The 22,075-nt window shown below is 73.1% G+C and carries 21 protein-coding genes; 7 read left to right on the top strand and 14 right to left on the bottom strand.

The annotated features are described in order from the left end of the window. Positions 1-6: 6 nt before the first annotated feature. Complete coding sequence (gene purL / locus BJZ21_RS02140) at positions 7-2,295, bottom strand: phosphoribosylformylglycinamidine synthase subunit PurL (protein WP_425490499.1); 2,289 nt, start codon at positions 2,293-2,295, stop codon at positions 7-9. A gap of 257 nt (positions 2,296-2,552) precedes the next feature. Then, a complete protein-coding gene (locus BJZ21_RS02135) occupies positions 2,553-3,101 on the bottom strand; it encodes a TetR family transcriptional regulator (RefSeq protein WP_179662255.1) in 549 nt (182 codons plus the stop codon). A gap of 113 nt (positions 3,102-3,214) precedes the next feature. Between BJZ21_RS02135 and BJZ21_RS02130 the strand changes: the two genes are divergently transcribed. Together BJZ21_RS02130 and BJZ21_RS02125 are read left to right on the top strand one after the other, a co-directional pair. Continuing rightward, the gene (locus tag BJZ21_RS02130) at positions 3,215-4,717 is read left to right on the top strand and encodes an MFS transporter (protein WP_179662254.1); all 1,503 of its coding nucleotides are present in this window, start codon (positions 3,215-3,217) and stop codon (positions 4,715-4,717) included. A 153-nt stretch (positions 4,718-4,870) separates the two neighbouring features. After that, positions 4,871-6,247 (top strand): glycoside hydrolase domain-containing protein, encoded by a 1,377-nt coding sequence (locus BJZ21_RS02125; RefSeq protein WP_179662253.1) that lies wholly within the window; start codon positions 4,871-4,873, stop codon positions 6,245-6,247. A gap of 10 nt (positions 6,248-6,257) precedes the next feature. On the opposite strand, the gene BJZ21_RS02120 is transcribed toward BJZ21_RS02125, so the two are convergent. Genes BJZ21_RS02120 through purS form a run of 3 tightly spaced genes read right to left on the bottom strand, consistent with a single transcriptional unit; the run spans position 6,258 to position 7,692 of the window. Continuing rightward, a complete protein-coding gene (locus BJZ21_RS02120) occupies positions 6,258-6,755 on the bottom strand; it encodes a DUF3817 domain-containing protein (RefSeq protein ID WP_179662252.1) in 498 nt (165 codons plus the stop codon). After that, entirely contained in the window at positions 6,752-7,420 is a 669-nt protein-coding gene (gene purQ, locus BJZ21_RS02115; protein ID WP_179662251.1) for a phosphoribosylformylglycinamidine synthase subunit PurQ, read from the bottom strand. Before purQ ends, BJZ21_RS02120 begins: the two co-directional genes overlap by 4 nt. Next, complete coding sequence (gene purS / locus BJZ21_RS02110; protein ID WP_179662250.1) at positions 7,417-7,692, bottom strand: phosphoribosylformylglycinamidine synthase subunit PurS; 276 nt, start codon at positions 7,690-7,692, stop codon at positions 7,417-7,419. The genes purQ and purS overlap by 4 nt, the downstream gene beginning before the upstream one ends. 103 nt (positions 7,693-7,795) lie before the next feature. Between purS and BJZ21_RS02105 the strand changes: the two genes are divergently transcribed. Continuing rightward, positions 7,796-8,302: a general stress protein gene (locus tag BJZ21_RS02105; RefSeq protein WP_179662249.1), complete on the top strand. Its 507-nt coding sequence runs from the start codon at positions 7,796-7,798 to the stop codon at positions 8,300-8,302. Positions 8,303-8,388: 86 nt separating this feature from the next. On the opposite strand, the gene BJZ21_RS02100 is transcribed toward BJZ21_RS02105, so the two are convergent. From BJZ21_RS02100 to BJZ21_RS02090, 3 genes are read right to left on the bottom strand one after another with little or no spacing between them, the layout of a single operon-like run. Then, positions 8,389-9,990, bottom strand: a complete 1,602-nt coding sequence (locus BJZ21_RS02100; RefSeq protein WP_179662248.1) for a long-chain-fatty-acid--CoA ligase — start codon at positions 9,988-9,990, stop codon at positions 8,389-8,391. Between the two features lie 24 nt (positions 9,991-10,014). Further along, the gene (locus BJZ21_RS02095) at positions 10,015-10,449 is read right to left on the bottom strand and encodes an SRPBCC family protein (RefSeq protein ID WP_179662247.1); all 435 of its coding nucleotides are present in this window, start codon (positions 10,447-10,449) and stop codon (positions 10,015-10,017) included. Between the two features lie 13 nt (positions 10,450-10,462). Then, complete coding sequence (locus tag BJZ21_RS02090; RefSeq protein WP_179662246.1) at positions 10,463-11,359, bottom strand: phosphoribosylaminoimidazolesuccinocarboxamide synthase; 897 nt, start codon at positions 11,357-11,359, stop codon at positions 10,463-10,465. Between the two features lie 146 nt (positions 11,360-11,505). Here BJZ21_RS02090 and BJZ21_RS02085 point away from each other — a divergent pair, with 146 nt between their 5' ends. Further along, on the top strand, positions 11,506-12,318 hold the full coding sequence (locus BJZ21_RS02085) for a family 16 glycosylhydrolase (RefSeq protein WP_179662245.1): 813 nt from the start codon (positions 11,506-11,508) through the stop codon (positions 12,316-12,318). A 25-nt stretch (positions 12,319-12,343) separates the two neighbouring features. On the opposite strand, the gene BJZ21_RS02080 is transcribed toward BJZ21_RS02085, so the two are convergent. Next, positions 12,344-13,300 carry a glycoside hydrolase family protein gene (locus BJZ21_RS02080; protein WP_179662244.1) on the bottom strand — a complete coding sequence of 319 codons (957 nt, stop codon included), beginning with the start codon at positions 13,298-13,300 and terminating at the stop codon, positions 12,344-12,346. A 67-nt stretch (positions 13,301-13,367) separates the two neighbouring features. On the opposite strand from BJZ21_RS02080, the gene BJZ21_RS02075 reads away from it, so the two are divergent. Beyond that, positions 13,368-13,982 (top strand): hypothetical protein, encoded by a 615-nt coding sequence (locus BJZ21_RS02075; protein ID WP_179662243.1) that lies wholly within the window; start codon positions 13,368-13,370, stop codon positions 13,980-13,982. A 21-nt stretch (positions 13,983-14,003) separates the two neighbouring features. Here the strand turns inward: BJZ21_RS02075 and BJZ21_RS02070 are convergent, their stop codons facing one another. Next, on the bottom strand, positions 14,004-14,291 hold the full coding sequence (locus tag BJZ21_RS02070; RefSeq protein ID WP_179662242.1) for an acylphosphatase: 288 nt from the start codon (positions 14,289-14,291) through the stop codon (positions 14,004-14,006). Positions 14,292-14,372: 81 nt separating this feature from the next. On the opposite strand from BJZ21_RS02070, the gene BJZ21_RS02065 reads away from it, so the two are divergent. Then, positions 14,373-15,851, top strand: a complete 1,479-nt coding sequence (locus BJZ21_RS02065; protein ID WP_343051908.1) for an MFS transporter — start codon at positions 14,373-14,375, stop codon at positions 15,849-15,851. 45 nt (positions 15,852-15,896) lie between these two features. Here the strand turns inward: BJZ21_RS02065 and purB are convergent, their stop codons facing one another. The 4 genes from purB to BJZ21_RS02045 all read right to left on the bottom strand — a co-directional run bounded on the left by purB (position 15,897) and on the right by BJZ21_RS02045 (position 20,945). Then, positions 15,897-17,315 (bottom strand): adenylosuccinate lyase, encoded by a 1,419-nt coding sequence (gene purB / locus BJZ21_RS02060; protein WP_179662241.1) that lies wholly within the window; start codon positions 17,313-17,315, stop codon positions 15,897-15,899. 85 nt (positions 17,316-17,400) lie between these two features. Then, positions 17,401-17,928: a hypothetical protein gene (locus BJZ21_RS02055; RefSeq protein WP_179662240.1), complete on the bottom strand. Its 528-nt coding sequence runs from the start codon at positions 17,926-17,928 to the stop codon at positions 17,401-17,403. A gap of 501 nt (positions 17,929-18,429) precedes the next feature. Next, positions 18,430-19,665: a phosphoribosylamine--glycine ligase gene (gene purD / locus BJZ21_RS02050; RefSeq protein ID WP_179662239.1), complete on the bottom strand. Its 1,236-nt coding sequence runs from the start codon at positions 19,663-19,665 to the stop codon at positions 18,430-18,432. Beyond that, positions 19,662-20,945: an adenylosuccinate synthase gene (locus BJZ21_RS02045; protein ID WP_179662238.1), complete on the bottom strand. Its 1,284-nt coding sequence runs from the start codon at positions 20,943-20,945 to the stop codon at positions 19,662-19,664. The genes purD and BJZ21_RS02045 overlap by 4 nt, the downstream gene beginning before the upstream one ends. Before the next feature lie 192 nt (positions 20,946-21,137). Between BJZ21_RS02045 and BJZ21_RS21630 the strand changes: the two genes are divergently transcribed. Next, entirely contained in the window at positions 21,138-22,064 is a 927-nt protein-coding gene (locus BJZ21_RS21630) for a diacylglycerol/lipid kinase family protein (protein WP_343051907.1), read from the top strand. Positions 22,065-22,075 lie beyond the last annotated feature (11 nt).

The raw sequence follows: 22,075 nt of genomic DNA, 5'->3' as shown, positions 1-22,075 counted from the left end.
GCCGGCTCACGCGAGCGCGGCGGGCAGGGTCGCGGTCCAGGCCTGGCGCAGCTCGGCCAGCGGCAGCTCGAACTGTCCCTCCACGACCAGCGCGTCACCGCCGGTGGCGCCGAGCCGGGTGAGCGGTACGCCGTGCCGGGCGGCGAGGTCGGCGAGCGCCGGCTCGTCGGCGGCGGGCACCGTGACCAGCACCCGGCCGGCCGACTCGGCGAACAGGTCGAGGAACGCGTCGCCGGGCAGCGAGACCGTGGCGCCGACGTCGTGGCGCAGCGCCGACTCGACCAGCGCCTGGCCCAGGCCGCCCTCGGAGAGGTCGTGGGCGCTGGTGAGCAGCCCGACCCCGGCGTGCAGCAGCTCGCCGAGGGCCCGCTCCCGGGCGAGGTCGACCTTCGGCGGCAGGCCGCCCAGGTGGCCGTGCACCACATGGGCCCACTCCGACCCGGAGAGCTCCTCGCGGGTCTCGCCGAGCAGGAACACCGCGTCGCCGGCCGTCGACCAGGCCGAGGGGGTGCGCCGGGTGACGTCCTCGATCACGCCGAGTACCGCGACCACCGGCGTCGGCAGGATCGGGTGCTCGCCGGTCTGGTTGTAGAGGCTGACGTTGCCCCCGGTGACCGGGGTCCCCAGCTCGAGACAGCCGTCCTTCAGCCCGCGGCACGCCTCGGCGAGCTGCCACATCACCGCCGGGTCCTCGGGCGAGCCGAAGTTCAGGCAGTCGGAGATCGCCAGCGGGGTGGCGCCGCCGGTGGCCACGTTGCGGTAGGACTCGGCCAGGGCCAGCTGCGCCCCGGCGTACGGGTCGAGCTTCGCGAACCGGCCGTTGCAGTCGGTCGAGACCGCGACCCCGAGGTTGGTCTCCTCGTCGACGCGCACCATGCCGCTGTCGGAGGGCTGGGCCAGCACGGTGTTGCCGCGCACGTAGCGGTCGTACTGGTCGGTGATCCACGACTTGTCGCACAGGTTCGGGCTCGCGACCAGGCGCAGCAGCGTCTCGCGCAGCTCGGCGCCGTCGGCCGGGCGAGGCAGCCGCTCGGCGCCGTCGGCCTGCAGGTCGTCCTGCCAGTCCGGGCGGGCGAAGGGGCGCTGGTACGTCGGGCCCTCGTGCGCGACCGTCCGCGGCGGCACGTCGACGACCCGCTCGCCGTGCCAGTCGATGTGCAGCCGGCCGGTGTCGGTGACCTCGCCGACCACGACCGCCTCGACGTCCCACTTGGCGCAGATCGCGAGGAACGCCTCGACGTCGCCGGGCTCGACGACCGCCATCATCCGCTCCTGGGACTCGCTCATGAGGATCTCCTCCGGCGCGAGCGTGGAGTCGCGCAGCGGGACCCGGTCGAGCTCGACGTGCATGCCGCCGTCGCCGGCGCTGGCCAGCTCGGAGGTGGCGCAGGACAGGCCGGCGCCGCCGAGGTCCTGGATCCCGGCGACCAGCCCGGCGGCGAAGAGCTCCAGCGTGCACTCGATGAGCAGCTTCTCCATGAACGGGTCGCCGACCTGGACGCTGGGCCGCTTCGCCGGGCCGCTCTGCCCGTCGACGCCGGCGTCGAACGTCTCCGACGCCAGCACCGAGACGCCGCCGATCCCGTCGCCGCCGGTCCGGGCGCCGTAGAGGATCACCTGGTTGCCGACCCCGCTGGCCTTGGCCAGGTGCAGGTCCTCGTGCCGGAGCACCCCGACGCACAGCGCGTTGACCAGGGGGTTGCCGAGGTAGCTCTGGTCGAAGACCACCTCGCCGCCGATGTTCGGCAGCCCCAGGCAGTTGCCGTAGCCGCCGACGCCGGCCACGATCCCGGGCAGCACCCGGTGGGTGTCGTCGGCCTCCAGCGGCCCGAAGCGCAGCGGGTCCATGACCGCCACCGGGCGGGCGCCCATCGCGAGGATGTCGCGGACGATGCCGCCGACGCCGGTCGCGGCGCCCTGGTAGGGCTCGACGTACGACGGGTGGTTGTGGCTCTCGACCTTGAAGGTCACCGCGTAGCCCTGGCCGACGTCGATGACGCCGGCGTTCTCGCCGATGCCGGCCAGCATCTTGCCGGACCGGCCCTCGGCCGCGAGCTGGTCGGCCAGCTCACCGAACTGCTTGAGGTGGACCTTGCTGCTCTTGTAGGAGCAGTGCTCGCTCCACATCACCGAGTACATCGCCAGCTCGCTGCTGGTGGGCCGGCGGCCGAGGATCTCGCGGATCCGCTGGTACTCATCGGCCTTCAGGCCCAGATCGGCCCACGGCTGTTCGCGGTGCGGGTCGTCCTTGGCGACGGTGACGGTGTCCAGGGCGGTGCGAGTCGTCTCGGGCACGAGGTCAATCTACCGGCGTCCGCCGCGGACGCCGCACTCGCCTCCGTCCAGCCGCCCGCCCGCCCGCCGAGTCGGCGCAGCTTGACACCCCCAGTACGCCGAGTCGGCGCAGCTTGACGCTCGCCAGTACGCCGAGTCGGCGCAGCTTGACGCTCTCGGGCGTCAACGAGCGCCGACTCGACGTGTCCCGGGCGTCAACGAGCGCCGACTCGGCGTGACTCGGCGTGCCTCGGCGTGTCCTGGGCGGGGCGCTGGGCTCAGCGCAGCAGGCCGTCGGCGACGACCTCGAGCAGCGGGCGGACCGTGCTGAGCGGCTGGTCGGCGTTGTCCGCCACGGTCGCCACGCCGCCGACGAGCTTGCACACCCCCACGGCGTCCACGCCCGGGCGCAGCGCGCCGGCGGCGTCGAGCCGGTCCATCACCCGCTGGCTGGCCTGGGCCAGCACCTGGCACTTGCCGATGATCGGGGAGTCGGGGTCGCCCATCGCCGAGGTGATCTTCGCCGGGCCACCCTTGTGCAGCGAGATCAGGCCGGCGTACGTCTCGAGCCAGCCCACCAGCAGGTCGCGGTCGGAGCCCTCGAAGGCGAGCGTCTTCTCGGTCGCCTCGTTCACCCGGTCCACCCAGCTCTGCATGATCGCGTCGAGCAGCGCGTCCCGGGTCGGGAAGTGGCGGTAGAGCGTGCCCGCCCCGACCCCGGCCCGGCGGGCGACCTCGTCGAGCGGGGCGTCGTACCCCTTCTCCCGGAAGACCTCACGAGCGACGTCGACGATCCGGTCGCGGTTGCGCTTGGCGTCAGCGCGCACAGAAACACCCCTTGATAACCGGAGACACTCTCCGGTACTGTCGATCCAGAACCGGAGTCATTCTCCGCTAATTCTACGTCGGTCGGCAAGACCAGAAACAGGACTGACCCACCATGCCATTCTCCTCGCTCCGCCCTGCCCGCACACGGGCCCACGACCTCCCGACCGAGCTCCACACCGAGCTCCCCACCGAGCTCCCGGCGGACGCCGGCCGCGCCGCGACCGGCATCGCCGTCGTGCTGCTCGCCCAGCTGATGCTCGTGCTCGACGCCACCGTCGTGAACGTCGCGCTCCCCCGCATCGACGCGGACCTCGGGTTCGGCCCGGCCTCCCTGTCCTGGGTGCTCAACGGCTACACGCTGGCGTTCGGCGGCCTGCTGCTGCTCGGCGGCCGGCTGGGCGACGTGCGCGGCCGGCTGCGGATGTTCCAGATCGGGCTCACCGTGTTCACGCTGTTCTCGTTCCTCGGCGGCCTGGCCCAGACGCCCACCCAGCTGGTGCTGGCCCGCGCCCTCCAGGGAGCCGGGGCCGCGATGGCCGCGCCGAGCGTGCTCGCGCTGCTGACCACCAGCGCGCCCGACCAGGCCGCCCGCAACCGGGCGCTGGCGCTCTTCGGGGCCGTCTCGTCGGCCGGCGCCTCCCTCGGCCTGCTGCTCGGCGGCGTGGTCACCGACCTCGGCTCGTGGCGCTGGACGCTGTTCATCAACGTGCCGATCGGCCTGGCCGTGCTGGTCCTCGTACCGCGGTTCGTCGCCGAGACCCCGCGCCGCCCGGGCCGCTTCGACCTCGTCGGCGCCCTGACCGCCACGCTCGGCGCGGTGGCGATCGTCTGGTCGCTCATCGGCACGCCGGAGCACGGCTGGCTCTCCGGGCGCACCGTCGCCGGCTTCGCCGCCGGTCTGGTGCTGCTCGCCGTGCTCGCCCGCACCGAGGTCCGGCACCCGCACCCGCTGGTCCAGCCGCACCTGCTGCGCGACCGGGAGCGGGTGGTCGCCCTGGCCGCGATGGCGCTGGTGATCGGCGCCAACCTGTCGATGTTCTTCCTCGTCGTGCAGTACGACGAGCTGGTCCTCGGCTTCGGCCCCTTCGCGACCGGGCTGGCGTTCCTGCCCTTCAGCCTGGGCGTGTTCGCGATGTCGCGGGTGACCCCGTGGCTGATCACCCGGATGGGTCCGCGGCGGATGGTCCTGACCGGCACCGCCGCCCTGGTCGTCGGGTACGTCTGGCTCAGCGGCCTGACCGGCACCGACGACTACCTCGGCTCGGTCTTCGGCCCGGTGCTGATCGCCGGCCTGTCCACCGGGTTCGTGTTCATGCCGATCACCGCGACCGTGCTCTCCGACGTCGAGCCCGAGCACGCCGGCTCCGCCTCCGGGCTGCTGCAGACCACCCAGCAGCTCGGCGCCGCGGTCGGCGTCGCCGCGATCGTGTCGGTGTACGCCGCCGGCGCGGTGCCCGGCCAGTTCCTGCCCGGGCTGCGGGCGGCGTTCCTCACCTCGGCCGGGTTCTCGCTCGTCGCGTTCCTCGTCACCGCGATCGCGCTGCGGCCGCGGCGGGCCCCGGCCACGGTCACCGCGCTCGAGCCGGACCGGGCGCCGGTCGCCGACGCGGCCTGACCCCGGTCGGCCGGGTCGGGCCTCCCCGGGCGGGGAGGCCCCACCCGCCCGGAGTCGAATTACAGCGGGGTACTTATCTGCAACTGCTGTTACTGCTGAGATTCCTGAGGTTATGGTGAACCGCCCTCCGCCCCTGCACCTCGGGAGTCACCCATGTTCCGACCGGCCCGCCGGACCGGCCGCCCCACGGTCCTGAGCCTCGCCACCGGCCTGCTGGCCACGCTCGCGACCGCCGCCCTCATCACGACCTCGGCCCCGGGCGCCAGCGCCCGCGCGGCGAACCCGGTCACGCCGGGCGACTTCACCGGCTACGGCTTCGACCAGTGCCAGGCCCCCTCGCAGCAGACGATGAACCGGTGGCGGCGGCACTCGCCGTTCTGGGCGGTCGGCATCTACATCTCCGGCGACTCCCGGGCCTGCCGCGACCAGACCAACCTGAGCCCGGCCTGGGTCGGCACCCAGCTCGCGCGGGGCTGGCGGCTGCTGCCGATCACGCTGGGCCCGCAGGCCTCGTGCCAGCCCCGGTTCCCGCGCTACGGCGACGACGAGACGATCGACCCGCGGCTCGGGAGGCACAAGAACTACCTGCCCGCCCGGCGGCAGGGCAAGGCCGAGGCCACCAAGACCGTGGCGGCGGCCCAGGCGCTCGGGATCGTCCCCGGCAGCACGATGTACTACGACCTCGAGGGCTTCGACCTCGGCAACACCGCCTGCCGCGAGTCCGCGCTGGCGTTCCTCACCGCGTGGACCAACCAGATCCACGCCCTCGACTACGTCTCCGGCGTCTACTCCAGCGCCGGCTCGGGCATCAAGATGCTCGACGACGCCCGGGTGCAGCGCCCCGGCCAGTTCGCGCTCCCCGACCAGATCTGGATCGCCCGCTGGGACGGCCGCGCGGACACCTCCACGTCCTACATCCGCGCCGACGGCTGGATGCCGCACGCGCGGGTCAAGCAGTACCAGGGCGGCCACGACGAGACCTGGGGCCGTGCCCGGGTGAACATCGACCGCGACTTCCTCGACGTGGGCCGCGGCTCGGTGGCCCCCCGGGAGTCGCACTGCCCGAAGACGGTCGTCAACCACCGTGACTACCCGAAGCTGCACCCGGCCAACGACCACTACACCCCCGCCCCGATGCTGGTGAAGACCCTGCAGTGCCTGTTGCAGGAGCACGACGCCTACACCGGCAAGGTCACCGGCCGGTACGACGCCGACACGGTCGCGGCCGCCCACGCCTGGCAGAGCGCCCACGGCCTGGCCGCCGGACGGGCGTGGAACCGGCGCAGCTGGATGACGCTGCTGGCCGACGGGGGCCGCCCGCTGCTGAAGTTCGGCTCCGCGAGCTCCGACGTACGCCGCCTGCAGCGGACCCTGGACGCGGCGAGCCGCGGGACCCAGCTGAGGGTCAGCGGCGTGTTCGACGCGGCCACCCAGTCCGCGCTGCGCGTCTACCAGGACGGGGTCGGGCTGCCGATCGACGGCATCGCCGCCGGTCCCACCTGGTCGGCGCTGCAGGCCGCGAGGCGCTGAGCGGGCCGGGTCAGCCCGCGGGCGGCCCGGCCACCAGCGCCACGCCGGTGAGCACCGCCACCGCCACCAGGCCCGCGACGGCGCCCCGGGCCGGGTTGCGCAGCAGCCAGGCGGCGGCGCGCTCGGCCAGCGAGGCGGGCTGCGAGACGGGCTGCGAGACGGGCTGCGAGGCGGGCGCGGCCGAGCGCAGCCGCCAGCGCTCATCGAGGGCGCCGCGCGACTCGGCGTACCGGTCGAACAACACCGTCGCGAACGGCGGGATCGAGCAGGCCAGCCCCAGCAGCACCCGGCCGCGGGACCAGCGCTGGTCGACGCCGACGAGCAGCGTCACCAGGCAGTAGGCGATGAAGACGATCCCGTGCAGCATCCCGAAGACACGGACGCCCAGGTCGGTCGTGCCGGTGCCGTACTTCAGGACCATGCCGAAGAGCAGCAGCGCCCAGGTGATCGCCTCCGCGACCGCGACCCGGCGGAACAGGCTGCGCGGGCCGAGGCGGCCGGCGCTCACGCGAGGACCGCGGCGGCGAGCGAGGTGAAGAAGCCCAGCCCGTCGGTGCCCGAACCGGTCAGCTCCTCGACCGAGTGCTCGGGGTGCGGCATCAGGCCGACGACGTTGCCGCGCTCGTTGGTGATGCCGGCGATGTCGCGCAGCGAGCCGTTGGGGTTGCCCTCGAGGTAGCGGGCGACCACCCGGCCCTCCCCCTCGAGCCGGTCCAGGGTCTCGGCGTCCGCGACGAAGCCGCCCTCGCCGTTCTTGAGCACGATGGTGACCTCGGCGCCCTCGTCGTAGGACGAGGTCCACGCGGTGCGGTTGCTCTCGATCCGCAGCCGCTGGTCGCGGCAGACGAACCTGCGGTGGTCGTTGCGGATCAGCGCGCCCGGCAGCAGGTGGGACTCGCAAAGGATCTGGAAGCCGTTGCAGATGCCGAGCACCGGCATGCCGCGCCGGGCCGCCTCGACCACCTCGGTCATCACCGGGGAGAAGCGGGAGATCGCGCCGCAGCGCAGGTAGTCGCCGTAGGAGAAGCCGCCCGGCAGGATCACCGCGTCCACGCCGCGCAGGTCGTGCTCGCCGTGCCACAGCGCAACGCCCTCGTGGCCGCCGAGCCGGACGGCGCGCCGGGCGTCGACGTCGTCGAGGGAGCCCGGGAAGGTGACGACGCCGACCTTCACGCGCCCGCCCCCGGGACCGGGGCGACCGGGGTCTCGACCGAGACCGTGAAGTCCTCGATCACCGGGTTCGACAGCAGCGTCTCGGCCATCTGCCGGACCTCGCCGAGCACCTGCTCGGTCAGCTCGCCCTCGATCTCCAGCTCGAACCGCTTGCCCTGGCGGACGTCGGCGACGCCGGAGAACCCCAGCCGGGGCAGCGCGCCGAGGACGGCCTTCCCCTGGGGGTCGAGGATCTCGGGCTTGGGCATGACGTCGACGACGACTCGGGGCACGGAGAGCTCCTGGGGCACCAGAGGGGGGAACGCTTCGGCACCGGAGTCTAACGGGACCTTCGCCCCGCGGTCCGGCCTGGTCCGTTCCGGCAGACTGGAGGCCATGAGCATGCCCTCGGCCTTCCCGCGCCAGCAACCGATGAAGCTGCAGTTCCCCCAGTCACTGGCGGTGTACGACGACTACGAGGCCGCCCAGCGCGCTGTCGACTTCCTCTCCGACAACAAGTTCCCGGTCGAGCAGTGCATGATCGTCGGCACCGACCTCAAGCGGATCGAGCGGATCACCGGCCGGCTCACCACCGGCCGGGTGGCCGTCGGCGGGCTGCTGTCCGGGGTGTGGCTGGGGCTGTTCGTCGGGCTGATCTTCGCGCTCTTCGACACCGGCACCAGCGCCGTCGCCGTGGTGCTGTCCACGATGCTCTTCGGCGCGCTGTTCGGGCTGATCTGGGCGCTGGCCGGCTACGCCGCGACCCGCGGCCACCGCGACTTCTCCTCGGTCACCTCGGTGGTCGCCACCAAGTACGAGGTGCTCGTCGAGCACAAGGTCGCCCAGCAGGCCCGCGACCTGCTCGCCCAGCTGCCCGGCGCGATGCCGAACCCCTTCGCCTGAGCACGCGCCGCTGAGATAGTCCGTGACGATTGGGCCCCTTACCGGTCAGTAGGAGGGCCGGAACGTCACGGACTACCCGAGCCGCCTCAGCTCAGCTCGCGCTTGAGGATCTTCCCGGTGGCGGTCATGGGCAGCGAGTCGACGACCTCGACCAGGCGCGGGTACTTGTAGTTGGCCATCTGCTCCTTGCCCCACGCGACGAGCTCCTCGGCGGTGGTGGTGGCACCGGGCTCGAGGATCACGAACGCCTTGATCTCCTCGCCGTGGCTCTCGTGCGGGACGCCGATGACGGCGGCGAGCGAGACGGCGGGGTGGGTCATCAGGACCTCCTCGATCTCGCGCGGGTAGACGTTGAAGCCGCCGCGGATGATCATGTCCTTGGACCGGTCGACGATGTAGTACCAACCGTCGGCGTCGCGGCGGCCGAGGTCGCCGGAGCGGAACCAGCCGTCGCGCATCACCTCGGCGGTGGCCTCGGGCCGGTCGTAGTAGCCCTTCATGATGTTGTGGCCCTTGATCGCGATCTCCCCGACCGCGGTCTTGCCGTCCGCCTCGAGGTCGCCGGGCACCTCGTCCCAGGTGCCGGGCTGGAGCAGCGTCATCTCCACGCCGGGGATCGGCCGGCCGATCGAGCCGACCCGGACCTCCTCGCCGCGCGGGGAGAAGCTGGCCACCGGGGAGGTCTCCGAGAGCCCGTAGCCCTCGAGGATCGTCACGCCGAACTTGCGCTGGAACTCCTTGTGCACCTCCACGGGCAGCGCGGCACCACCGGCCGCGGCCACCCGGAGGTTGCGGGCGAGCTCCTCGACGTCGACGCCGCCGGCCGCGCGCACCTCCTCCAGCGCGCCGAGCAGGCCCCAGTACATCGTCGGGACACCCGCGAAGTAGGTGACCTTCTCCTTGCCCATCAGCTGCAGCGCGGCCCGGGCCTCGAAGCGGGGCAGCATCACGACCGTGCCACCGAAGGCGAACGCGCCGTTCTGGATGCAGGTCTGCCCGAAGGAGTGGAACAGCGGCAGCACGCACAGGAACGTGTCGGGGTTCTCCGCGTCCGCCCCGAACAGATCCCGCCCGACCTGCGCGTTGTCGCGCATGTTGCGGTGCCGCAGCTCGGCGCCCTTGGGCTGGCCGGTGGTCCCGGAGGTGTAGAGGATGACCGCGGTGTCGTCCTCGTCGGTCGCCACGGTCTCGAACGTCGGGGGCTGGGCGGCCATCGCCGCACCCAGGGTCTCGGTCCCGTCGATCGGGGAGGCCGCGGCCGGGTCGGCGGTGATCACGAAGAAGTGCTCGCAGCCCGGTGCGTCGGAGAACCCGGCGTACCCCTCCTTGGCCATCGGCAGGTCAGGGGTGCCCTCGAAGCACAGGTAGGCCTTCGCGTCGGAGTCCCCGAGGTGGTAGGCGATCTCGCGGCCCTTGAGCAGCACGTTCAACGGCACCACGGTCGCCCCGGCCTTGAGGATGCCGAAGTAGGCGATCGTGAAGTGCGGCAGGTTCGGGCAGCTGAGCGCGACCTTGTCGCCGTGCCCGATGCCGCGCGAGGCCAGCAGGTTGGCGACCTGGCTGGCGGCCGCGTCGACCTGGGTGTAGCTCAGCCGGGTGTCCCCGAGGACGACCGCCTCGCGGTCGGGGAACCGCCGGGCGCTGTCCTCGAGCAGGGTCGACAGGTTGTACGACAACGTGGCCTCCATCACGAGATCTGTGGTGGGGCCAACCTACTCATCGCCTGATGAGCGCCGCGAGAGGTTCGCCGCCGCGCGGCGCAGGTCGGCCCGCACCGCAGGTACGGCGAGCCGCGTGAGCACCGCGGCCACGGGCGCGAGCGGACCCTGCCCCTCCACCCGGAAGTCGAACGCGACCTCGCAGCCCTGCCCGGCCGGCTCCAGCACGAGCGTCAGCCCAGCCGAGAACCCGCGCCAGGTGCCCCGCTCGGACCAGCGGCGCGGCCGGTCCAGCTCGGTGGTCTCCATCGCCGGGCGCAGGCCGGGTCGGGTGACGTCGGTCCAGCGCTGCCCCGGCCGCGGCTCGCCGTCGACGTCCTCGACCCCGGCCAGGCTGGACTGCCAGGCGGGCCGGTTGCGCGGGTCGACGAGGTAGTCGAACGCGACCTCGGCCGGCACCGGGAACCGCACGCGGCCGGCGCCGGTCACCGCAGCGGCCCGCTCACCAGGACTCGCCGGTGAGCAGCTCGTAGGCCTCGACGTAGCGGGCCCGGGTCCGCTCGACGACCTCGGGCGGCAGCGCGGGCGGCGGCCCGCCGGCGGCCCGGTCCCAGCCGGACTCGGGCGAGAGCAGCCAGTTGCGCACGATCTGCTTGTCGTACGACGGCTGCGCGCGGCCGGGCTGCCACCGGTCGGCCGGCCAGAACCGCGAGGAGTCCGGGGTGAGCACCTCGTCGGCCAGCACGATCGTGCCGTCCGGGCGCCGACCGAACTCCAGCTTGGTGTCGGCCAGGATGATCCCGCGCTCGCGGGCGACCTGCTCGCCGCGGGCGTAGACGGCCAGGGTCAGCTCCCGCAGCCGCCGGGCCGTGTCCGCGCCGACCTGGCGCTCGACGGCGTCGTAGGACACGTTCTCGTCGTGGTCGCCGAGCTCGGCCTTCGTGGCCGGGGTGAAGACCGGCTCCGGCAGCCGGCTGCCGTCCTCCAGGCCGTCCGGCAGCGCGATCCCGCACACCTCGCCGGTGGCGCGGTAGTCCAGCAGCCCCGACCCGGTGAGGTAGCCGCGGGCGACGCACTCGACCGGGAACATCTCCAGTCGCTCGCAGACCACGCCCCGGCCCCGGACGGCGGCCGGCACGTCGAGCGAGACCAGGTGGTTGGGGACCAGGTCGGCCAGCTGCGCGAACCACCACAGCGACATCCGGGTGAGGATCTCGCCCTTGTCGGGGATGGGCGTGTCCAGCACGAAGTCGAAGGCGGAGATCCGGTCGCTCGCGACCATCAGCAGGCAGCCCTCGTGCTCGCCGCCGGTGACCTCGTAGAGGTCGCGCACCTTCCCGCTGTGCAGGTGACGGGTGCCGTCGAGGGCAGGGGCGGTGGGGATGTTCAGGTCGGCCACGGCTGCCAGCCTAGGGCGTGGCGTTGTCGGCCCCGGCGGGGCGGGCGGTGGGCCGGGCGGCGGGCGGGCGGCGGGCGGCGGGGCGTCCCCAGGATGGTCGGGCCGGTTTGACGCGCCGCCGGTTCGTCGGCATAGGTTGACCGACCATGAGCACGCCGCCCCGCCCGCACCGCCGGCTCCTCACCACGCTGGGCTCGGTCACCGCCGCGGCCGCCCTCGCGCTGGGAGTCAGCACGATGACCCCGGCCGACGCCCACCACGCCCAGCCCCCGGGCCCGGTGCACGCGGGCAGCGAGTACGGCTGGGGCAAGCCGCAGGCCAACTACAAGTTCGTCGGCCACCTGCCCAGGAGCCAGTGGCGGGTCAAGGGTCCCGGCGCCGTGCGCAACCAGCACGGGATGCTCACGCTCAACACCGCCGACCACGGCACCGTCAGCGCCCGGCAGGTGACCGGCGGCCACGAGGTCGGTCGCTGGGAGATCCGGCTCCGCTCGCGCCAGTACGGGTCGGGCCACCACGCCTATCGGGTGATGACCGAGCTGGTGCCGGCCGGCGACCGCAAGCAGTACTGCGGCGCGAAGAACGTGGCGCTGGAGACCTACGCCCCGCACCACCACTCCGTCACCCACTACATCCGCAGCCGCCCCGACCACCGCTACCGCATGCACCAGCGGATCGGGCTGCACGACGACCAGTGGCACACGTTCGCGGTCGAGGTCACCCACAGGCGGATCTCCTGGTTCGTCGACGCACACGTGGTCAGCACCGAGAAGCGCAAGGACGCCCTGACCGGCACCAGGTTCGCGGTGAAGTTCACGATGCAGGGCGTGCACCACGCACGGATGAACAAGTCGCGGATGCAGATGGACTGGCTTCGCTACTGGAACCTGAGCCGCAAGGACTCCAAGTCCACCCGGGCCCCCAGCCCGCAGCCCGGCACCTACCGCGACGCCTGCTGACGCCTGAGCGGCCGGGCGGCTCCGGTCACCGGACCATCGTCACCAGGTCGTGGGCGCCGTCCGGCCGGGCCGCCTCGACGTAGAACCGGGTCCGGCCGTCGGGCAGCGGCACCGCGGTGGCGTAGCGCAGCGCCCCGTCGGAGTACGGCGAGCGCAGCGGGCCGGCGCCGGGCACGGGCACCAGGCGGCCGTCCTGCCAGCGGGCCGGCCCGGTGGTCTCGTGCCAGTTCGACGCGGCGTCCGGGCGGCCGTCGTAGAGCACTGTGAGCGGGCCGGCGTCCAGCCCCGTGCCCGTCCCGTCGCCCAGCACGGTCGTCACCCGGGCCCCGCGGGCGTCCCACTCCCCGGGGCGGCCCGCCAGCACCTCGCCCCGGTCGGTCCAGGCGAGCCCGTCGTCGCTGGTCAGCCGGCGGGTGGTCATCCGGTCCTCCTCGCCGGGCAGGTCGAGCGGGTGGCAGCACAGCCACATCTCCCAGCCGTCGTCGCCCCGGTGCACCACTGGGTCCTTGACCCCGGTGAGCTCGTCGCCGGGGTGCACGACCGCCCGCTCGCCGTCCGGCAGCCCGGCCGGGTCGGGGGCGGTGAGGCTGTCGACCCACCAGTGCTTGCTGCCCGGCGTGGCGCAGGAGAGGTAGAGCCGCCACCGGCCGTCGGGCAACGGCACCAGGACAGGCTTCTCGAAGGACTCCGCCCCGAACGCGTCGCGGTGCACCTCGGCCACGGTCTCGAACGCGAGCCCGTCCTCGGAGCGGGCCACCACCACGGTGACGCCGCGGCTGTCGGCCAGCGGCTGGTCCTGCGGGTTGTCCAGGGGGCGCCGGACCCGGTAGGTCAGCCAGAAGGTGCCCTCGTGGAGCAGCGCGCTGGCGGCGCCGGCCCAGTTGCCGGGGCCCGCACCGGGGGCGGGCACGACGACGGCCACGTCGTCGCCCCAGGTGGGCAGCGGGATCGGCCCGGGAGTCGAGCGGGTTTCGGGGGACATCCGGCCACGGTAGCTGCGGCCGACGGGTGGGCGAGCGGCCGCCCGGGACGGATGGCACAGTGTCTCCATGCCGGAGTCCGCAGCCGAGATCCACGCCCGCATCGCCTCCGTCGCCGGGGAAGGGGGCCGGCTCCCGACGCCGCCCCTGGCCGGTTGGGACATCTTCCCGTGGGAGGTCGTCGACGGCGCCCTGGTGCCCAAGGTGCTGCCGCCGCCCGGCGCGGAGGCGGCCCGCGCCGGCGAGGTCGCCGAGTCGGACTGCCCGACCTGCACCCGCGACCGCGGCGCCGACATCTGGGAGAACGACCGCTGGGTGGTCACCCGCCCGGCGGCGCCGAGCGGGCTGCCGGTGGTGCTCTTCCTGCAGACCAAGGAGCACCTCGATTTCACCGACCTCGACGACGAGATGGCCGCGGAGTACGGCCGGCTCTCGATCTGGCTGACCCGGATCATCGCCCACCTGCCCGAGATCGGCCGGGTGCACGTGAGCCGGTGGGGCGACGGATCGGCCCACCTGCACGTGTGGTTCATGGCGCGTACCCGTGGCCTGAGCGGCGTGCTCGGCTCGTTCGCCGCCGAGTGGAAGGACATCCTGCCGCCGGTGCCCGAGGACGTGTGGCGCGCCGACCTCGCCACGATCGCGCAGAAGCTGGCCAACCACGACGGCAAGGCCATGGTCTGACCCTGCGCGCCTCGGGTGGGGTCAGGGCCGCACGCCGAACGACGAGTCTCCCCCGCGCGTCGCCTCGCGGACGTCGACGCCCTCCACCCGGGCCCACCGGGGGCCGGTGCGGCACCAGTCGACGAGGGTGTCGACCGCGACCGGGTCGCCCTCGAAGTGTCCGGCCACCGACCCGTCCGGCTCGTTGCGGATCCAGCCGGCCACGCCCAGCCGGCGGGCCTGCTCCTCGGCGTACGCCCGGAACGACACGCCCTGGACCCGGCCCCTGACCGTCACGTCCACCGCCCGACACCCTCGAGTGCTGCGCATGGCCCCATTGTGCCCGCGACTGGGCCCGCGACTGGGCCGGCCCTGGCGGCGCCGCTTGGCGGCGTTGGCAAGAGTGGGGAGGTGAGCGACCAGCAGGCCACCACGTCCCGGACCGGGGACGACGCGCCCGGGCCCGATCCCCGCCGGTGGCGGATCCTCGGCGTCACGCTCGTCATCGGGTTCATGGCGCTGCTGGACGTCACGATCGTCAACGTCGCGATCCCCTCGATGCGGGTCGGGCTGCACACCTCGACCTCGACGGTGCAGTGGGTGGTCTCGGGCTACGCGCTGACCTTCGGCCTGACGCTGGTGACCGGCGGCCGGCTCGGCGACGCCTACGGCCGGCGCCGGATGATGCTGATCGGGCTGGTCGGGTTCGTGGTCACCAGCGCGGCCGTCGGCCTGGCTCCCGGCGCGGCGTGGGTGATCGCCGCGCGACTGCTGCAGGGGGCGGCGGCCGGCCTGCTCACCCCGCAGAACACCGGACTGATCCAGCAGCTCTTCCGCGGGCCCGAGCGCGGCCGGGCGTTCGGCCTCTTCGGCCTGACCGTCTCGATCTCCTCGGGCCTCGGCCCGGTCATCGGCGGATTGATCATCAGCACGGCCGGTGAGGCGAACGGCTGGCGCTACCTCTTCCTCGTCAACGTGCCGATCGGCCTGGTCGCGATGGTGTTCGTGGCACGGCTCGTGCCCGGCCGGTCCCACGAGGAGGGGGAGCAGGAGGGAGCCCCGGCCACCGGCCGGACCCAGCTCGACCTGGCGGGCGCGCTGCTGCTCGGCGGTGGCGTGCTGTGCCTGCTGTTCCCGCTGGTCAGCATCGAGAGCGGGGCCCGCTGGCCGCTGGTGTTGCTGATCGGGGCGCCGTTGTTCCTGTGGGGCTTCGTCCGGTGGGAGCGCCGGGTCCGGCGCCGCGGTCAGCCGCCGTTGCTCGACGTCTCGCTGCTGCGGCAGACCGCCGGCTACGCCAACGGCCTGGCCGTCGGTGCGCTGTACTTCCTCGGCTTCACCGGGATCTTCCTGGTGCTCTCGGTCTACTTCCAGGACGGGCTCGGGCTCTCCCCGCTGCGCGCCGGGCTGCTGCTCACCCCGTTCGCGGTCGGCTCGGCGTTCACCGCGCCGCTCGCCGGCCGCCTGGTCTCCCGGATCCACCGGCTGATCACGGTGCTGGCGCTGAGCGTGATGATGACCGGCGTGCTGCTGGCCGCCCTGCTCGTGCCCGGCCACGCCGGCCCCGGCCTGTGGGTCGTGGCGGTGCCGACCCTGCTGCTGGCCGGGCTCGGCGGCGGCGGCGTGGTCTCCCCCAACATCACCCTGACCCTGGCCGAGGTCCCGAACCGGATGGCGGGGGCAGCGGGCGGGGCGCTGCAGACCGGTCAGCGGATCGGCTCGTCGATCGGCGCCGCGCTGCTGATGACCGTCTACGGAGTGGTGTCCTCCGCCGGCCCCGAGACGGCGCTGCGCGCGGCACTGTTCACCTCGCTGGGCGTGCTGGGCCTGGCCATGGCGATGGCCGTGCGGTCGCTGGTGCGCGAGGGCCGGCCGGACCCAGGACGGGACTAGGACCGGGACCAGGGCCGGGAGCAGACGCCGGGGCTGGAGGTCGGACTAGAGGATGGCGCCCGGAACGTACGCCGCGGCGTCGGGGTGGCGGGCGGCCACGTCCTCGATCCGCCGCACCACGGCCTGCACCTGGTCCACCGCCGCGCCGGTGAACGTGATCGGCTCGGCGACCAGGCCGGCGAGCTGCTCGGCGGTCAGCCCGAGCCCGGGGTCGGCGGCGAGTCGGGCGAAGACGTCGTTCTCGGCCTGGCCGCGGCGCATGTCGAGCGCGGTGCCGACCGCCGCCTCCTTGATCGCCTCGTGGGCGCTCTCCCGGCCGACGCCGTTGCGGACCGCGGCCATCAGCACCTTCGTGGTGGCCAGGAACGGCAGGTAGCGGTCGAGCTCGCGCTGGATCACCGCCGGGAACGCGCCGAACTCGTCGAGCACGGTCAGGAACGTCTGGAACAACCCGTCGGCGGCGAAGAACGCGTCCGGCAGCGCGACCCGGCGTACGACGGAGTCCGAGACGTCGCCCTCGTTCCACTGGTCGCCGGCGAGCTCACCGATCATCGACAGGTGGCCGCGCAGCACGACCGCGAGGCCGTTGACCCGCTCGCAGGACCGGCTGTTCATCTTGTGCGGCATCGCCGAGGAGCCGACCTGTCCCTCCTTGAACCCCTCGGTGACCAGCTCGTTGCCGGCCATCAGCCGGATCGTGGTCGCGAGGTTGGACGGCCCGGCCACGAGCTGGACCAGCGAGGAGACCACGTCGAAGTCGAGCGAGCGCGGGTAGACCTGGCCGACCGAGGTCAGCACCCGGTCGAAACCGAGGTGCGCGGCGACCCGCTGCTCGAGCTCGGCGAGCCTGCCGGCGTCGCCATCGAGCAGGTCGAGCATGTCCTGGGCGGTGCCCATCGGGCCCTTGATGCCGCGCAGCGGGTAGCGCGCGAGCAGGTCCTCCACCCGCTCGAGCCCGATCAGCATCTCGTCGGCGACCGTCGCGAACCGCTTGCCGAGCGTGGTCGCCTGGGCGGCGACGTTGTGGGAGCGGCCGGCCATCACGGTGGTCTCGTGCTCCGCGGCCAGCCGGGCGAGCCGGGCGAGGGCCGCGACCGCGCGGTCCCGCAGCAGCGCCAGGGACTGGCGCACCTGCAGCTGCTCGACGTTCTCGGTCAGGTCACGCGAGGTCATGCCCTTGTGGATGTGCTCGTGCCCGGCGAGCGCGCAAAACTCCTCGATCCGCGCCTTCACGTCGTGGCGGGTGACCCGCTCCCGCGCGGCGATGGAGTCGAGGTCGACCTTCTCGACGACCGCCCGGTAGGCCTCCACGACCCCGTCGGGCACCGCGATGCCGAGGTCGCGCTGTGCCTCGAGCACCGCGATCCACAGCTGTCGCTCGAGCACGATCTTGTGCTCCGGCGACCAGATGCGGGCCAGGTCTGCGCCGGCGTAGCGGGTGGCCAGGACGTTGGGGACGGTCACGCGTTCTCCTCAGGCGTCGGGTGGTCCTCCCGGATTCTCCCACGCTGGGCCGGACGCCCCGACCGGGGCGGCGAGGGCGGACGCCTCACCAGCCGCGGAAGACGAAGTCCCGTCCCGGCCCGCACAGCAGCCGCCGGCCACGGAACGCGGCGAACCACTCGCCCGCGTCTCCCAGCTCCATCCGGTACGTCCGGCCACCGACCTCGCCCCGGAGCCGCTGGATCTGCGCGCCGAGCACCACGAAGCCGCAGACCGTGGCGACCAGGGGGATGCTGCCCTGGACGTAGAGGAAGGCCTGCAGCAAGTTGTTCGTGCCCCGCACACCCAAGTCCCAGCCTGGTGCCAGCGCCGCCAGCTGTTCCTCACGGCCGGCCCCGGCGTCGAGCAGGCGACGGGCCACGAAGAGCGGGCCCGGACAGGCGTGGTCGACGTCGCTCTCGCTGAGTGGAGGCCGGGACGCGAGCTCGATGACCGCCTCCTCGCGGTAGAGGCGGGCACCTCTCGTCACCACCGGCTCCCCGGCCAGGCGCGCCGCCAGCGCAGCCCTGGCCTGCCGTCTGGTCACGCCGGCGCCGGCGAGCACCTCGACGGCCTGTCGTCCGCTGATGAGCATGCGCCAACGCTAGGTCTGATCCGCCAGCGTCGTGGGGCTCGATGCCCTGGCCTGTGGAGGACCACTCGGCCGCGGTAGCACTGCTTGTCCTGGTGGGCTCGTCCGTCCCGTCCTAAGGAGAGGGGCACACCCGCGCCCTTCTCCTTAGGACACCCGACACCACCCGGGCGACCACGCCGACCACCCCAACCGGCCGCGACAGCAGCAACCCCCACCAACGACGGAAACCAGCCCCGACGCGCTAAGGAGAGGGGCACACCCGCGCCCCTCTCCTTAGGACACCGACACCACCACGCCGACCACGGGCGACCATCCCAACCCGCCGCGACAACAGCAACCCCCACCGACCACCGACACCAGCCCCCGCGCGCTAAGGAGAGGGGCACACCCGCACCCCTCTCCTTAGGACACCCGACACCACCACGGCCAACCGCGGGCGACCACCCAACACGCCGCGACAGCAGCAACCCCACCGACGACGGACTTGAGCCCGCGGTGGGACTAGACCGAGGCCGCGATGTCGGTGCGGTGCTGGGCGCCGTCGAAGGAGATCGCCTCGACCCCGCGGTACGCCGCGGTGCGGGCTGCGGCCACGTCGGCGCCCGTGCCGACGACGGCGAGCACCCGGCCACCGGCGGTCACCAGGTCGTGCCCCTCGAGCGCGGTGCCCGCCTGGATCACGTGCACCCTGTCGAGCGCCTCGGCCGTCTGGACCCCGCTGATCACGTCCCCCTTAGAGGACGACTCCGGGTAGCCACGGCTGGCCATCACGACGGCGACGGCGGCTCCGGGCTTCCAGGCCGGCGGCTCGACGTTCGCGAGCGTGCCGGTGGCCGCCCCGTAGAGCAGCGCGCACAGCGGCGAGTCGAGCAGGGCGAGGAGCGGCTGGGTCTCGGGGTCGCCGAAGCGGGCGTTGAACTCCACGACGCGGACCCCGTGGGAGGTGAGGGCGAGCCCGGCGTACAGCAGCCCGGCGAACGGCGTGCCGCGCTCGGCCATCTCGTCGACGGTCGGCTGCAGCACGGTGGCCAGCACCTCGTCGACCAGGTCGGCCGGCGCCCAGGGCAGGGGGGTGTAGGCGCCCATGCCACCGGTGTTCGGCCCCTGGTCGCCGTCGAGGATCCGCTTGAAGTCCTGGGCGGGCTGGAGCGGGTAGACGGTCGCGCCGTCGGTGATCGCGAACAGCGAGACCTCGGGTCCGTCGAGGAACTCCTCGACGACCACCCGCGAGCAGCCGGCTGCGTGGTCGAGCGCGGCCTGCCGGTCCGAGGTCACGACAACGCCCTTGCCGGCGGCCAGGCCGTCGTCCTTCACCACGTGCGGCGCGCCGAACTCGTCGAGCGCAGCGGCCACCTCGGCCGGCGTCGTGCACACGCGGGCCGCGGCCGTCGGCACGCCGGCCGCCTCCATCACCTGCTTGGCGAACGCCTTGGAGCCCTCCAGCCGGGCCGCCTCGCGCGACGGGCCGAAGCAGGCGATGTCGCGCTCGCGCACGGCGTCGGCCACCCCTGCCACCAGGGGCGCCTCGGGACCGACCACGACCAGCCCGACGCCGAGGTCGACCGCGAGGTCGGCGACCACCTCGCCGTCCAGCGGATCGACGTCGTGCAGGCTCGCGACCGCGGCGATGCCGGGGTTGCCGGGGGCCGCGTGGACGGCCTCCACCGCCGGGTCGTTCGCGAGCGCCCGGGCCAGCGCGTGCTCGCGACCGCCGTTGCCGACGACCAGCACCCTCACGCGTGCACCTCGACGGTCTGCTCCCGGCCCGGGCCGACGCCGACCCCCCAGATCCGCGTGCCGGACATCTCCTCCAGCGCCTGCACGTAGGCCTGCGCGTTCTTCGGCAGGTCCTGGAAGCTGCGGCAGCCGGAGATGTCGCTCTGCCAGCCGTCGAAGAACTCATAGATCGGCTTGGCGTGGTGGAACTCGGTCTGGGTCATCGGCATCTCGTCGTGCCGGACGCCGTCGATCTCGTAGGCCACGCACACCGGGATGCGCTCCCAGCTGTCGAGGACGTCGAGCTTGGTGAGGAAGAATTCGGTGAGCCCGTTGACCCGGCTGGCGTAGCGGGCCACGACCGCGTCGTACCAGCCGCAGCGCCGGGTTCGCCCGGTCGAGACGCCGAACTCCCCACCGATCCGCTGCAGGTTCTCGCCGTCCTGGTCGAAGAGCTCGGTGGGGAACGGCCCGGAGCCGACCCGGGTGGTGTAGGCCTTGATCACGCCGATCACCCGGTCGATCCGGGTCGGGCCGATGCCGGCGCCGGTGCAGACACCGCCGGCGATCGGGTTGCTGCTCGTGACGAACGGATAGGTGCCGTGGTCGACGTCGAGCATCGTGGCCTGGGCGCCCTCGAAGAGCACCGTCCGGCCCTCGTCCAGCGCCCGGTTCAGCAGCAGGGAGGTGTCCTGGACCATCGGCCGCAGCCGGTCGACGTAGGACAGCAGCTCCTCGACGACCGCGTCCACCTCGATCGCGCGGCGGTTGTAGACCTTCGCCAGCAGGTGGTTCTTGAGGTCGAGGGAGGCCTCGACCTTCTTGCGCAGGATGCCCTCGTCGAAGAGGTCGGCGACCCGGATGCCGATGCGGTTGATCTTGTCGGCGTACGCCGGGCCGATGCCGCGACCGGTGGTGCCGAGCTTGTTCTTGCCGAGGAAGCGCTCCGCGACCTTGTCGATCGTCGAGTGGTAGGACGCGATGACGTGCGCGTTGGCGCTGACCACCAGGTCGGCGACCTCCACCCCGCGCTCGAGCAGCGCGTCGAGCTCGCTGAACAGCGCCTCGGGCGAGACCACGACCCCGTTCGCGATCACCGAGGTCGCGCCCGGCGTGAGGATGCCGCTGGGCAGCAGGTGGGTGGCGAACTTCTCGCCGTTCACCACGATCGTGTGGCCGGCGTTGTGGCCGCCACTGGTGCGGACCACGTAGTCGATGGTCTCGGTCGTGGCGAGCTGGTCGGTCGCCTTGCCCTTGCCCTCGTCGCCCCACTGGGCGCCGAGGATGACGATGGCGGGCATCGCTGCCTCCTCCGGGCGGCTGCCGGCGCCGCCCGTGCTTCGTTCGGTGGTCGAGCCTGTCGAGACCACGAGTCGATCGTGGAAACACAAGAAGCCCCGGCAACAGCGCACCGGGGCTCTTGCGGCCCCACGATACCGCAGGGGGTCCGGAGCCCCTGCTGAGCCGACCGGTCCTCGGATAGGGTCCGCCGGGTGGACCCGCTTCTCGTGATCACCAACAGCGACGCCGGCACCGCCGACGAGGAGTCGCTCGAGCGCGCCCTGGCCGTCCTGCGCGAGCGGGCCTCGGTCGAGGTGCAGGCCACCGGTGACCCCGGGGAGCTGGACGGCGTCCTGCACCGGGCCGCGTCCCGGCGCATCGTCGTGGCCGGCGGGGACGGCAGCCTGCACGCCGTCATCGCCGCCCTGCACCGGCGCCACGAGCTCGAGGGCGCGGTCATCGGCCTGCTGCCGCTCGGCACCGGCAACGACTTCGCCCGCGGCGTCGACATCCCCCTCGACATCGAGGAGGCGGCCCGCGTGGTGGTCACGGGCGAGCCGACGCCGATGGACCTCGTGGTCGACGAGGTCGGCGAGGTGGTCGTCAACAGCGTCCACGTGGGCGCCGGTGCGAACGCCAGCCGGCGCGGAGCCCGCTGGAAGGAGCGCCTCGGCTCGATCGGGGTGGGCAAGGTCAACCTCGGCAAGCTCGGCTACCCGATCGGCGCCGCGATGACCGCGTGGAATCCGCCTGTGCTGCGACTGCGGGTCGAGGTCGACGGTGAGATCGTCAACGACTTCGACCAGCCGGTCCTCATGGTGGCGGTCGGCAACGGGTCGTCGGTCGGCGGCGGCACCCGGCTCACGCCCCTGGCCGACCCCGAGGACGGCAAGGTCGACGTGATGATCTCCCGGTCGGTCAGCCCTCGGCAGCGGTTGAAGTACGCCGCAACCCTGGGCCGGGGCACGCATCACCTCCAGGAGGAGGTCGACTACCTGCGCGGCGGGTCCGTCTCGATCTCCGGCGAGTCGTTCTGGTGCAGCGCCGACGGCGAGATCTATGGCCCGGAGCGGCAGCGCGCCTGGCACGTGGAGGCCGGCGCCTACAGCCTGGTCCTCCCGACCCCGGTCGCTGACTGAGCAGCCGGCGT

The sequence above is a fragment of the Nocardioides panaciterrulae genome (assembly GCF_013409645.1).
In the GTDB taxonomy this organism is placed as follows: domain Bacteria; phylum Actinomycetota; class Actinomycetes; order Propionibacteriales; family Nocardioidaceae; genus Nocardioides; species Nocardioides panaciterrulae.
The sequence above is the reverse complement of the archived record's forward strand: the minus strand, read 5'-3'. Positions and strand labels throughout refer to the sequence as shown.

Coding starts and splice junctions, on each gene's coding strand:
- BJZ21_RS02130 (WP_179662254.1), top strand. CDS start 3,215: ATGCCATTCTCCTCGCTCCGCCCTGCCCGCACACGGGCCCACGACCTC.
- BJZ21_RS02125 (WP_179662253.1), top strand. CDS start 4,871: ATGTTCCGACCGGCCCGCCGGACCGGCCGCCCCACGGTCCTGAGCCTC.
- BJZ21_RS02105 (WP_179662249.1), top strand. CDS start 7,796: ATGAGCATGCCCTCGGCCTTCCCGCGCCAGCAACCGATGAAGCTGCAG.
- BJZ21_RS02100 (WP_179662248.1), bottom strand. CDS start 9,990: ATGGAGGCCACGTTGTCGTACAACCTGTCGACCCTGCTCGAGGACAGC.
- BJZ21_RS02085 (WP_179662245.1), top strand. CDS start 11,506: ATGAGCACGCCGCCCCGCCCGCACCGCCGGCTCCTCACCACGCTGGGC.
- BJZ21_RS02080 (WP_179662244.1), bottom strand. CDS start 13,300: ATGTCCCCCGAAACCCGCTCGACTCCCGGGCCGATCCCGCTGCCCACC.
- BJZ21_RS02075 (WP_179662243.1), top strand. CDS start 13,368: ATGCCGGAGTCCGCAGCCGAGATCCACGCCCGCATCGCCTCCGTCGCC.
- BJZ21_RS02070 (WP_179662242.1), bottom strand. CDS start 14,291: ATGCGCAGCACTCGAGGGTGTCGGGCGGTGGACGTGACGGTCAGGGGC.
- BJZ21_RS02055 (WP_179662240.1), bottom strand. CDS start 17,928: ATGCTCATCAGCGGACGACAGGCCGTCGAGGTGCTCGCCGGCGCCGGC.
- BJZ21_RS02045 (WP_179662238.1), bottom strand. CDS start 20,945: ATGCCCGCCATCGTCATCCTCGGCGCCCAGTGGGGCGACGAGGGCAAG.